This window comes from Mesorhizobium sp. M0166 (genome assembly GCF_040322255.1).
Lineage (GTDB): Bacteria > Pseudomonadota > Alphaproteobacteria > Rhizobiales > Rhizobiaceae > Mesorhizobium.
The window spans coordinates 44,679-56,043 of record NZ_JAMYTD010000034.1; the positions used below are offsets into that span (position 1 = coordinate 44,679).

General features: G+C 63.3%; 7 protein-coding genes. 4 read left to right on the top strand and 3 right to left on the bottom strand.

The window, feature by feature from the left end:
- Window positions 1–71 precede the first annotated feature (71 nt).
- The 3 genes from NKJ46_RS26840 to NKJ46_RS26850 form a co-directional block, all read right to left on the bottom strand.
- Complete coding sequence (locus NKJ46_RS26840; protein WP_352668902.1) at window positions 72–2,633, bottom strand: GcvT family protein; 2,562 nt, start codon at window positions 2,631–2,633, stop codon at window positions 72–74.
- A 267-nt stretch (window positions 2,634–2,900) separates the two neighbouring features.
- Window positions 2,901–3,164, bottom strand: coding sequence for a hypothetical protein (locus NKJ46_RS26845; protein WP_023676533.1), 264 nt, complete (start codon window positions 3,162–3,164; stop codon window positions 2,901–2,903).
- A gap of 156 nt (window positions 3,165–3,320) precedes the next feature.
- Window positions 3,321–5,810, bottom strand: coding sequence for a mechanosensitive ion channel family protein (locus NKJ46_RS26850; protein ID WP_352668905.1), 2,490 nt, complete (start codon window positions 5,808–5,810; stop codon window positions 3,321–3,323).
- A 249-nt stretch (window positions 5,811–6,059) separates the two neighbouring features.
- On the opposite strand from NKJ46_RS26850, the gene NKJ46_RS26855 reads away from it, so the two are divergent.
- The 4 genes from NKJ46_RS26855 to NKJ46_RS26870 all read left to right on the top strand — a co-directional run bounded on the left by NKJ46_RS26855 (window position 6,060) and on the right by NKJ46_RS26870 (window position 11,280).
- Window positions 6,060–7,319, top strand: coding sequence for a sarcosine oxidase subunit beta (locus tag NKJ46_RS26855; RefSeq protein ID WP_352668907.1), 1,260 nt, complete (start codon window positions 6,060–6,062; stop codon window positions 7,317–7,319).
- Window positions 7,320–7,410: 91 nt separating this feature from the next.
- Window positions 7,411–7,707, top strand: a complete 297-nt coding sequence (locus NKJ46_RS26860) for a sarcosine oxidase subunit delta (RefSeq protein ID WP_352668908.1) — start codon at window positions 7,411–7,413, stop codon at window positions 7,705–7,707.
- The gene (locus NKJ46_RS26865; RefSeq protein WP_352668909.1) at window positions 7,704–10,700 is read left to right on the top strand and encodes a sarcosine oxidase subunit alpha; all 2,997 of its coding nucleotides are present in this window, start codon (window positions 7,704–7,706) and stop codon (window positions 10,698–10,700) included. The genes NKJ46_RS26860 and NKJ46_RS26865 overlap by 4 nt, the downstream gene beginning before the upstream one ends.
- On the top strand, window positions 10,693–11,280 hold the full coding sequence (locus NKJ46_RS26870) for a sarcosine oxidase subunit gamma (protein ID WP_352668911.1): 588 nt from the start codon (window positions 10,693–10,695) through the stop codon (window positions 11,278–11,280). The genes NKJ46_RS26865 and NKJ46_RS26870 overlap by 8 nt, the downstream gene beginning before the upstream one ends.
- The last annotated feature ends 85 nt before the right edge of the window (window positions 11,281–11,365 follow it).

An 11,365-nucleotide genomic window follows, 5' to 3' on the forward strand; every position in this document is an offset into this window, starting at 1 on the left:
GGGCTTCTGCAGTCAGGTCCTGCTGGCACTACTCGGGCTGCCTGTGTGGAGAATCGGCAAGCAAGCAAGGCTCAGCTGCGCGGATTGAGGTTTTCCGGGTCGTAGAGCGGCCTGTAGCCGACGGCAGCCACTTCGACCGGGTATTTCTCGCCGAAATATTCGACATTCAGCTTGCGGCCCTCCTGGCAATACGCCCAGGGCAGATAGGCGAGCGCGATATTCTTGCCGATGGTCGGACCGTAGGCCACCGAGGTCGTGAAGGACCGGCGGCCGAGTTCGTCGACGAGCGTCTCACCGGTCTGCGGATCCATCACCGGCATCGTGCCGACCGGATAGCGGGGAACGCCGTTGGAATCGGTATTGTCGGTCATGATAAGCGTGCAAAGCATGGCCGGCTGATGCGCCCGGGCGCGATATTCCAGATGCTTTGCCTTGCCGCAGAAATCGGCCTCCTTGACCTTCGGGCGGGCAAGATCGGCTTCCAGCAGATTGTATTCGGTCAACAGATCCGCGTTCTGCAGGCGCAGGCTCTTCTCCATGCGGCGGCTGTTGGCATAGGTCTCGACGCCAAAGGCCACCACGCCGGTCGACCGCAGGGCGTCCCAGACGGCCAGGCCGTCCTCGTAGCGCATATGCAGTTCCCAGCCTTGCTCGCCGACATAGGAGATGCGGAAGGCGGTCACGTCCTTGCCGGCGATCCTGACGGGCTTGATCGCGGCAAAGGGAAAATTCTCAGGCGTCAGTCCGTCGGGGTTTTCCACGACCTTGCCCAATGTTGCCCGCGCGTTCGGACCCCAGATGCCGACGGTCACATATCTCTCGGTCACATCGGTGACGGTAACGTCGAAGCCTTTGTCCTCTGCCGTCCGGCGCATGTACTGGAAGTCGCGCGGCCCGGCATCAGCGCCGTCGATGACGCGGCAGCGGTCGGCCATTCGGATGACGGTCAGGTCGGCGCGCACCATGCCTTCCTCGTCGAGGAAATGGGTATAGATGCCCTTGCCGATATTGCCGTCACCGCCGATCTTTGCCGCGCACAGCCATTCCATCAGCGCGACATGGTCCGGGCCTTCCACGTCGTACATGGCGAAATGCGACAGGTTGACGATGCCGCAATCCTCGCTCATCGCGAGATGCTCGGCGTTCGAGATGCGCCAGAAATGGCGGTTGTCCCATTCGTTTTGGCGCACCGGCACCCGGTTGCCGTATTTCTCGAGCAAATGCTCGTTGGCGGCGTAGCCGTGTGCGCGCTCCCAGCCGCCGAGCTCCATGAAATAGCCGCCGAGTTCCTTCTCGCGCTCCCAGAAGGGCGAGCGGCGGACATTGCGGGCCTTGGAGAAGGGCTCACGCGGATGCACCGCCGGGTTGTAGACCTTCATCGCGGTTTCGGTGCAGCGGTCCCAGATGAACTGCTCTTTGGTCTGGTGTGGATAGAAGCGCGAATAGTCGATGGCGTGGTGGTCGATCGCCGTGCGGCCGTCCGTCATCCAGTCGGCGATGAGCTTGCCCATGCCGGGGCCGTCCTTGACCCAGATGGCAACGGCATACCAGAGGCCCCTCACCTTCTGACTTTCGCCCATCGAGGGGCCGCCGTCCGCCGTCACCTGCAGCAGGCCGTTGAAGGAATGGCTCTCATTGTAGCCCAGCTCGCCCAGGATCGGCGTCAGTTCCATGGCGCGCTCGAGCGGCGCCAGGATCTGCTCCATGTCGAGATCGCGTTGCGACGGCGAAAGCCGCGCCTCATTTTTCTCGAGAATGTCGCGCGGATGGCAAAGGCGCGGATTGGTCTCTTCGTAATAACCCCATTCGATCTGCCCGCCTTCAGCGGTCTTGGGGTCGCCGGTATCGCGCATGTAGGCCGAATTGCCCTGGTCGCGCAGCAGCGGCCAGCCGATCTCCTTGCCGGTGCCGGCGAACTCGGTGTACGGCCCGAAGAAGGTAAGCGGGTGGTCGATCGGCATGACCGGCAGGTCCTCGCCCGCCATTTCCGCAATCAGCCGTCCCCAGATGCCCGTGCAGACCACGACATAGTCAGCCTCGATCGTGCCGCGGTCGGTCACCACGCCCTTGATGCGGCCGTTCTCGATGACGAGCGACCTCGCCGACGTATTCGCAAACGCCCTGAGTTTGCCGGAAGCTTCCGCCTGGTCGACCAGCTTGCCGGCGACTGTCTGCGAGCGCGGGATGACCAGGCCGGCATCGGGATCCCACAGGCCGCCCTGCACCATCTGCTCTTCGATCAGCGGGAATTTTTCCTTGATCTCGGCGGGATCGATCAGGCGGGCGCGTGTGCCGAAGGCCTTTGCCGAGGCGATCTTGCGCTTGATCTCCGCCATGCGGGCGTCGTCGCCGACGCGGGCGACCTCGAGGCCGCCGATGCGCGCGTAGTGACCCATCTTTTCGTAGAAATCGATTGAATAGAGCGTCGTCCAGCACGACAGGAAGTCATGGCTGGTCGTGTAGCAGAAGTCGGAAGCGTGCGCCGTCGAGCCGATATCGGTCGGGATGCCCGATTTGTCGATGCCGACAATATCGTCCCATCCTCGCTCGATCAGGTGATGGGCGACCGATGCGCCGACGATGCCGCCAAGCCCGACGATGACGACCTTCGCCTTTTCCGGAAATCCTGCCATTGCCCGCGACTCCAAGATGCTATTGCGGCAGACTATAGGGCGGCGCGGCGGCGCGCTTGCAGCCTGTTTGCGACATCGCCAAAAAAGCCCGCGCCACCAGCTCGTCGAATGCAGTTGGACCTACGCCTTCGCCCTGCTCGGTACGAAGGCGCTGCTAGAGCCAGTCCTGCGCAGCTTCGAAGAAAAGTGCATACCTTCATCGCCGATTACCGGAAGCAAATAAAAGGCCGGGCGTTTGCCCGGCCTTCAAAAATCATGGCGTCGATGTTACTTGATGCGCGCGACGCCGCCCGAGATCTCGATCGTTTCCGAACCGGTCAGTGCCTCGAGGTCGCCATTCGGCAAGGTAACGAAACAGCCGCTCGGGCAAAATTCCACGGTTTCGCCGGCGGCCAGCGCCAGCTCGGTCTTGCCGCCGCCTTCCGTCACGATCAGCGTGCGGGTCTCGGCGTCCTTGTTGACCGCACTGGCGGCATGGGCCGAACCGCCCACGGCCAGAAAAGCGATGGCGGCGACGAGAGACTTCCACATTTTGCAGTATCGGTGTTGCCACCGCCTCTGTTGCATTTCGCAAGGCATTCTCGCCGTTTGCAGGTGAGCTTATATGAGATGCAAGCTGAACAGCAACTGAATGCCGCATTCATGCCGCAATTGGTTTCCGAAGGCTTGAAGGCAAGCTCCAGACAGCTAGTCGGGGTCCGGCTTCCGCACCTTGCGTCCCGACTTGGCGAGACGTTTCGCCTCGACCGCGGCTAGGGCTTTTGCTTGTTCCCGCTCGGCGAATTCGACTTCGATCTTGTCGTCGTCGATCGGCCACGCCACGTGCTTTTTGGTCTCGACGACGGCGCGCGGCGTCGACGGAATTTCGATATGCTGGTCGGCGAACACATCGAAGATGGCAAAGCGGATGTCGTTCTGGACGATATTGCCATTAAGAACATCCGCCAGGAATACGCGGATCTCGAATTCGAGTGCGGCCGGGCCGAAATTGGAAAACAGCACAAAGGGTTCCGGGTTCTTCAGCACCAGCGGATGGCTGCGTGCGATCTCCAACAGGACGCCATGCACGTGCTTGACCTCGCTGCCATAGGCAACGCCGACCTTGATGTCGATGCGGCCGAGCTTGTTGCGGTGCGTCCAGTTGCCGACCGCATTGTTGATCAGGTTTGAATTGGGCAGGATCACCGATTGCCGTTGGAACGTCTCGATCTCGGTGGCCCGCACGCTAATCTTCTTGACCGTACCGCTGATGTCGCCGGCGACGATCCAGTCGCCGACCTTGAACGGCCGCTCGGCCAAAAGGATCAGGCCCGACACGAAATTCGAGACGACATTCTGCAAGCCGAAACCGATGCCGAGGGACAGGGCGCCGGCGACCAGCGCGAGATTGGAGAGGTCGATACCGGCCGCCGAGATGCCGACCAGTGCCGCGACCGCGACGCCGGCATAACCGACCGCCAGCCGGATCGAATTGCGCACGCCGGTGTCGACCCGGCCGCGCGCCATCACCGAGCCGTCGAGCCAGCCCTGGAACCAGCGCGTCAGGAAATAGCCGATGATGAAGACGACGACGCCGGTGAGAATGCCGGTGACCGAGATCGTCACCGAACCGATGGTGAGGCCGGTCGCCAGCTTGTAAGCCCAGGCCTGGATGTCGCCGGGCTGGAAGCCCCACATCAACAGGATGAGCGGCAGGAACACCAGCACGATCATGATGTTGATGGCGGCGCTGACGACAAGCCCGAGCTGGTCGAGGGCGGTCTCTTCGTAGCTTGAATTGGCCGCTAGCCAGCGCCCGATCGACGTTTTGGCGAAACCACCTTCCTCGCCGATCGCCCGCGCCGACAGGAAGCCGATATAGGCGGTGACCAGGATGGTGCCGGTGACCACGACCTGCAGCGAGACGAAAATTGCAAGGCCGATATAGCCAAGCAGTGCCGATGCGATGGTGAATAGGCCTAGCGCGACGGCGGTGTAGCGCAGCCACGCCGGCCACGGGCGCCAGCTTCCGTCGGGGGCCTTGAATGGCTTCAGCAGGCCCATAAGGATCAGGATGATGCCGACGATGATGGTGGCGATGAAGCTTCTGGCGATGGTCAGCGACAGTGGCGAGCCCATCTTGTCGTTGACGACAGACAGGAAGTTGTTGCTGCCGATGACGACAGCCATCGCGGTCGTCAGCCGCACCAGCCAGCGCGCCGGGCCGGTTTCAACCGGGATCAGACGCCAGTTCGGCAGTCGGGGCTCGAGCGCTGCGTTGGTCAGGCGGTTGACGCAGAACACCACCGCGATAACGGCAACCAGCGAATTCAGGAAGACGCCGATGTCACCGCGTAAGACGTTGTAATAATTGAAGAAGAAGATCGTCGAGACAAGGAAGGCGCCGACCGCCAGCGTCGGCAGCAATGTCGACCAGAACGCCACCGACAGGCGGCTGAGATAGGAGGGATCCTCGACGGAGGGATCGGCTTCGAAGACGCGGCCGAACAGGCGTCGGCCGCCGATAAAAAGCACTGCAGCGAATGCGAGCGCCATCAAAGTCGCGGCAAGAATGGCCTGGAACTTGAACTTGAAGGCGAAGCTCAGCCAGGACGACACCGCCTTATAGAAGCCGGAAAACTCAGCGTTGGCGTCGGAAAAGACTTCAGGGCTAAGCGCATCGGACAGCACGTAGCGCTTAGTAAGTACATTGCGGAACAGCTCGCTGCGCATGTTGCCGATCTTCTCGATCAGCCCACTGATGCGGATCGAAAGGTTCTGCGCGCTGGCAATAACGGCGTTGATCTCGGCTTTTTCGGAAGCCAAGGCCTGGCGTTCACCGGTTACGATGTCTGGCTCGGCCGGCTGGCCCGCGGCCGGCGGAGGTCCCAGCATCTCAATCCGATCGTTGATATCGCCGAGACGCGAGCGGAACGCTAGCGCGCTGGTGAGCGCCGCCCGCGACAGATCCTCCAATTGCAGACGGATTTCCACGAGGGTGGCATCGTCTTGGCCGTCCTGCTCTATCTTCTTCTCGAGATCGTCGGTTTTGGCCGTCAGACTCTGGATGACCTTCTGCTGGTCTGCTACCAGCCCGGCGGCGCCCTGCCCGAGTGCCTGCGCCATAGCAACGAACGACGGCGGCGCCGAGACAACAAGCGCAAGAATCAAGACCAGGCGGAGTAAACGAAAGAACATGATTTTTCTGGCGACTCGCGGGCGGCATCGGCAGTTTTGAAGCACGTCCTTGATAAAGAGGCTCATATCACGGGGCAAGTCACCCCAGGCGGCTCGTTTTTTCGAAGTCCCGCCAATCGAAGTCGGCCAATCCAATTCGAAGTCGGCCAATCGAAGTCGGGGAGTCGAAAAGCGATGGCGCAATCTTGGCTTTGCATCGGTGGCCTGCTCTATAGTCTGCCGCCAAGCCTGAAATGGATGACAATAAGAATGGCGGAATATTCGGCCTTTTCGCTTCTCAAGAACGCGCTGACCGGAAACAAGGACTGGAGGCCGGCCTGGCGCAAGCCCGACCCGAAGGCGTCCTACGACGTGGTCGTCATCGGCGGCGGCGGCCATGGCCTGTCGACCGCTTACTATCTCGCCAAGGAGCACGGCATCACCAATGTCGCGGTGCTGGAGAAGGGCTGGCTCGGCTCCGGCAATGTCGGCCGCAACACCACGGCGGTCCGTTCCAACTATCTCCTGCCGGCCAACACGCGCTTTTACGAGCATTCGATGAAGCTGTGGGAGAACCTTGCCCATGACCTCAACTACAACGTCATGTTCTCGCAGCGCGGCTGCCTGAACCTCGCCCACACACCTGCCCAGCTCGACGACTATGCCCGGCGCGGCAACGCCATGCGCCATCTCGGCGTCGACGCCGAACTGATGACCCCCGCCGAAATCGCGCGCCTGGTGCCGGCGCTCGACGTCTCGGCCACCGCGCGTTTCCCGATCGTCGGTGGCCTGATGCAGCGGCGCGCCGGCACCGCGCGCCACGACGCCGTCGCCTGGGGCTATGCGCGCGGCGCAGATCGCCGCGGCGTCGACATCATCGAAAACTGCGAGGTCACCGGCTTCCTGCGCGACGACGACCGCATCACCGGCGTCACGACGACGCGCGGCGAAATCCGCGCCAAGAAGGTAGCGGTCGCAGTGGCCGGCAGCACCGGGCGGGTCATGCGGCTCGCCGGCATCGAGACAATGCCGATCGAGAGCCACGTGCTGCAGGCCTTCGTCACGGAATCGCTAAAGCCATTCATCGATACGGTCCTGACCTTCGGCATGGGTCATTTCTATATGTCGCAATCGGACAAGGGCGGCCTTGTCTATGGCGGCGATCTCGACGGCTACAACAGCTACGCCCAACGCGGCAGCCTGCCGATCGTCGATGAGGTGATGAGCGAGATGCTGGCGCTGTTCCCTGGGCTGGCCCGTGTCCGCATGCTGCGCTCATGGGGCGGCGTCTGCGACATGTCGATGGACGGCTCGCCAATCATCACCACCGGTCCGCTGCCGGGCATGTATCTTAACTGCGGCTGGTGCTATGGCGGCTTCAAGGCGACGCCGGCTTCCGGCTGGTGCTTCGCCTGGACCATCGCCAAGGATGAGCCGCACGATCTCAACGCGGCCTTCACGCTCGACCGCTTCTACCGTGGCCTGGTGATCGACGACAAGGGCCAGGGCGCCACACCCAGGCTGCATTAGGCCATGATCCCGAACCGCAGGTCCGCGTCAGCGAAAAGTGGAAACCGGTTTTCGGACCAGATCATGGTCAAACGAGAAGTTTAAGAGATCCATGCTCATCACCTGCCCCTATTGCGGCCCGCGCGACGTGATCGAATTCACCTATCAGGGCGACAGCAACCGCCAGCGCCCACAGCCCGCTTCGCAGAACCTCGACGCCTGGAACGCCTATGTCTACGACCGGCTTAATCCAGCCGGCGACCACAATGAGATCTGGCAGCATTCCGGCGGCTGCCGCGCCCATCTCAGGGTCGTGCGCAACACGCTGACGCACGAGATCTCGAGCACCGCGTTCGCGCGCGGCGACCACAAGTCGGTTGCGCGGCACCGGGCCGAGGACAAGCCATGAGCCCGCGCCGTACCGAGGCCGGCGGCCGCATCGACCGGCTGCGGACCATCCGTTTCACCTTCGACGGCGCGCCCTATACCGGCCACGCCGGCGACACGCTGGCTTCGGCGCTGCTGGCCAACGGCGTCTCGCTGTTCGGGCGTTCGTTCAAATATCACCGCCCGCGCGGCGTGCTGACCGCCGGCGTCGAGGAGCCGAACGCGCTGGTGACCGTGTTGAGGGGCGAGGTTCGCGAGCCGAACATTCCCGCCACCATGGTCGAGATCTATGACGGGCTGGCAGCAATCAGCCAGAACCGCTTCCCCTCGCTTGCCTGGGACGTCAGTGCCGTGAACCAGCTCGGCGGCAAGCTTTTGTCGGCTGGCTTCTACTACAAGACCTTCATGGGACCGGTGATCGGTCCGCTGAAGGGCACGCGCTTCTGGATGTTCTGCGAGCATTTCATCCGCCGTGCCGCCGGCCTGGGCAAGGCAGGCACGGCTCCCGATACAGCGCGCTACGAACGTATGAATGCGTTTTGCGATGTGCTGGTGGTCGGCTCCGGCCCGGCCGGGCTGATGGCCGCCAGGGCGGCCGCCGATCAGGGTGCACGCGTCGTCCTGGCCGAGCTCGAGCCGCATTTCGGCGGCTCGGCCAATTGGTCGGGCGAGACGATCGATGGTATGCCGGCCGCCGACTGGGCGGCGCGCGCCGCTGGCCAGCTCGAAGGCCGTGACAATGTCCGCCTGCTGCCGCGCACCACCGTCTGGGGCTATTATGACGGCAACACGCTTGCCGCGCTCGAACGTGTCACCGACCACAAGGAAACGCCCGGCAAGGGCGAACCGCGCCATCGCTACTGGACGATCCGCGCCAAATCCGTGGTGCTGGCCACCGGCTCCCTGGAGCGTCCGCTGGTCTTTCCGGGTAACGATCGGCCAGGCGTAATGCTGGCGCATGCTGCCGAGCGTTATGCCAATGAATATGGCGTGCTGCCCGGCGACAGGATCGGCCTGTTCACCAACAATGACAGCGCCTATCGCTCCGCGCTTGCGCTGAAGAAGGCCGGCGCCGTGGTCGTCGCCATCGTCGACGTGCGCCTTGAGCTTTCGAGCGAAATGCGCAAGCTGGCCGGCGAGACAGAGGCCGAGATCTTTTCTGGCCACGCGGTGATCGCCACCGAGGGCGGCAAGGCGCTTTCCGGCATCAAGGTGCAGCGCTTCGACATGGTCAACGGCGCGCTTTCCGGCGATGCGCGCAGCATCCACGCCGATTGCCTGCTGATGTCGGGCGGCTGGTCGCCGACCATCCATCTGGCCAGCCAGGCCGGCGCCAAGGCGGAATGGAACGAAGCATTGCGGGCGTTCCTGCCGCCCAAACCGAAAACACGGCAATGGATCGGCGCCGGTGCCTTCACCGGCAGTTTCTCCACCGCCGAGGCGATCGCCGAAGGCCGCGCCGCCGGCCTTTCCGCTGCGGGCGCAACCGCCACGCCGGCGGCATTGCCTGCCGTCGAGGCAGCACCTGGTGATCCCGATCCGGCGCCGGTGTTCGAGATCAAGGCCCAAGGAAAGAGCTTCGTCGACTTCCAGCATGACGTGACGGCCGACGACGTGCGGCTAGCGCATCGCGAAGGCTTCGTCTCCGTCGAGCATCTGAAGCGCTACACCACGCTCGGCATGGCGACCGACCAGGGCAAGAGCTCCAACATACCCGGCCTCGCCATCATGGCCGAGGCGCTCGGCAAGCCGATCCCGGAGGTCGGCACGACGCGCTTTCGCCCGCCCTTTTCGGCGGTGTCGATCGGCTCGCTTGCCGCCGAACGCTTCGGCGATCTGAAGCCCGAGCGGCTGACGCCGATGCATGACTGGCACGTCGCCAACGGCGCCACCATGTATTCGGCCGGACTCTGGTATCGGCCGATGATCTACGGCCATCCCGGCGAGACGATCGAGCAGGCCTATGTGCGCGAAGCGAGAGCCACGCGCGAGAGCGCCGGCATCGTCGACGTCTCGACACTGGGCAAGATCGCGGTGCAAGGCACCGACGCGGCGGAATTCCTCGACCGCGTCTACACCAACATGTTTTCGACGCTGGCCGTCAGCAAGGCGCGCTACGGGCTGATGCTGCGCGAGGACGGTCTCGCCTTCGACGACGGCACCACGTGGCGCATCGGCGAGCAGGATTTCCTGATGACCACCACCACCGCCAATGCCGGCAAGGTGATGCAGCATCTGGAGTATTTCCTCGACGTGATCTGGCCGGAGCTGAAGGTCCACGTTACCTCGGTCACCGACGAATGGGCCGGTGCCGCTATCGGCGGGCCGAAGGCAAGGCAGATATTGGCTGCTTGCGTCAGCGGCACCGCCGTCGACAATGCCGCCCTGCCCTTCATGGGCATCGTCCACGGCGAAATCGCCGGCGTGCCGGTGATGATCTGCCGGCTGTCCTTCTCCGGCGAAATGGCCTTCGAGGTCTATTCCGGCGCCGGCTACGGCACCCATGTCTGGGAGGCGCTGATCGAAGCCGGCAAGCCGTTCGGGCTGGTGACCTACGGGCTGGAGGCGCTGGGCACCATGCGCATCGAGAAAGGCCACGTCACCGGCGCCGAGATCGACGGCCGCACCACGGCACGCGACCTGCATCTCGACTGGATGCTGTCGAAGAAGAAGCCGTTCATCGGTTCGGCGATGATGGACCGCGAGGGGCTGATCGCACCCGACCGACTGGAGCTTGTCGGCATTGTTTCACTCGACAACCAGCCGCTCAATGGCGGCGCGCACATCGTCGAGGAGCTTGACGAAGCCAATCCGCACGGCTCGCTCGGCCACATCACCGCCTGCTGCTATTCGCCGGCGCTCGGCAAATATATCGCGCTTGCCCTGGTCAAGGGCGGCAAGGCGCGGCGCGGCTCGCGTGCCTATGTCTCCGACCCGCTGCGCAACCGGTTCGGGCCGGTCGAGATCGTCTCCAACCATTTCTTCGATCCGGACGGGAGCCGCATGCATGGTTGAACGCCAATCGCCGCTTGAGCCTGTGCTGCATCCGGGCTCGCATGGCAATTTCGAGCAAGGTGTCGAAATCATCCTGTCCGAAACAAGGCCAGGTTCGATCCTGCAGCTCGCCGCCTGGCCCGGCGAGGAGAAGACGTTGATGGCCGGCATCCATGCGGTCACCGGCCTGGCTTTGCCCGACGGCGCCGGCGGCGGTGTAACGAACGGCGTCAGGTCGGTGTTCGGCTTTGCGCCGGGAAAATTTACGATTGTCGATGAAGCCGAGGGATTGGCGTCGGCCTTTGCCGATGTCGTCACTTCGGCCCTCGGTACGGTGACCGACCTTTCGCACGGCCGCACCGCGATCCGTATCGCCGGGCCGAAGGCCGAGTGGGTGCTGGCAAAATTCTTCGCCATCGACTTCGCGCTGCCGGCCTTCCCTATCGGCGCCGGCCGCTCGACCATGCATCACGACGTCTTCGCGCAGATCCAGCGCACCGGCGCCGATCAGTTCGACATCTATGTGTTCCGCTCGTTTGCCCGCTCGTTCTGGAAGGCGCTCTGCCACGCCAGCGAGGAAGTCGGCTACGAAGTGCAGTAGCTAGTTTCCGTCCACAAACGCCCATTTTGGTGAGCGTTTACAGAGGTTTGCCGCAGGAAGAAACGTCGTTTGCGGTACCGGCCGA